General features: G+C 75.0%; 2 protein-coding genes. Both read left to right on the forward strand.

Going from position 1 to position 1,106, the window contains the following annotated elements:
- A partial coding sequence (locus tag L0B03_RS18235; RefSeq protein WP_250448476.1) for an HPr family phosphocarrier protein occupies positions 1-337 on the forward strand: 337 nt, incomplete at its 5' end.
- A gap of 67 nt (positions 338-404) precedes the next feature.
- On the forward strand, positions 405-1,040 hold the full coding sequence (locus L0B03_RS18240; protein ID WP_250448478.1) for a TetR/AcrR family transcriptional regulator: 636 nt from the start codon (positions 405-407) through the stop codon (positions 1,038-1,040).
- Positions 1,041-1,106 lie beyond the last annotated feature (66 nt).

Raw genomic sequence — 1,106 nt, forward strand, 5'->3', positions numbered from 1 at the left:
GCCTCCGACTTGCCCGGGTGGCCAGGACGACCACGTCCCCGCTCCGGGCGAGACCGCGACCCGGACGGACTCCGCCGGTGAGACCGCCCACGCGACGGTCACCCTGCGCAACCCGCTGGGCCTGCACGCCCGGCCAGCGGCCCTGCTCTCGCGCGCCGTCGCCGAGCTCGGCGTCCCCGTCACGATCGACGGGGTGAACGCGGCGAGCGTCTTGGAGCTGATGCGGCTCGGTGCGACCGGCGGGCGGGAGCTGACGGTGGCGGCCCACGGGCCCGGTGCCCAGGCGGCGGTCCGGGCCGTGGTCGCCCAGGTGGCCGAGGGCTTCGGCGAGGCGTAGGTCACGAGGCGCAGGTCACGCGCAGTGCACCTGGTGCATTGATGCAGTCAGTGCAAAGATGCATGTCGTGAAGGATGATCCCGCCGCCCAGGAGCCCGAGGAGCGCGGCCCGGCTCCGGGGCTGCGCGAGCGCAAGAAGCAGGCGCGCCGCGAGGCCCTGATCGACGCGGCGCAGCGGCTGGTCCAGGAGCACGGCCTGGACGGTGTGACGGTGGATGCCATCTGCGCCGAGGCAGGGGTCTCGACGCGCACCTTCTTCAACTACTTCGACTCCAAGGACGGCGCCGTGCTCGGCCACGGCCCCTGGGTCCTGGACGCCGAGGTCGCGCGGGCCTTCGCGGCGGGCGGCCCCACGGGTCGCCTCTCGTCCGACCTCGGGCACCTGGTCACCGGGCTGGTGGGCCGCCAGGGGATCGGGCGCCGCCGGGTCGCCCTCGCGATGCAGATCGCCCGTTCCGAGCCCCGCCTGCTGGGGCGGCAGGTGATGCAGATGGAGCAGCACCACCAGCAGGTCGCGGCCGTCGTGGGCGAGCGCCTCGGTACCGACCCCGGAAGCCCGCGTGCCGAGATGCTGTCCCTGGTGGTGCTCACCCTGACGCGGGCGGCCTACGTCCGCTGGGACGCCGACGGCGGCCACGGCGAGGTGCGCGACGCGGTCCCCCAGGTGCTCGCCGAGCTGCGAGACCTCATCCGCGACGACTGACCGCCGCGGGGACGGACTCGCCGTCCCGACCACCGGCGCGATCCGCCGCCGCAGCACCACCGCCAC

The sequence above is a fragment of the Actinotalea sp. C106 genome (assembly GCF_023630195.1).
Taxonomy (GTDB): Bacteria; Actinomycetota; Actinomycetes; order Actinomycetales; family Cellulomonadaceae; genus Actinotalea.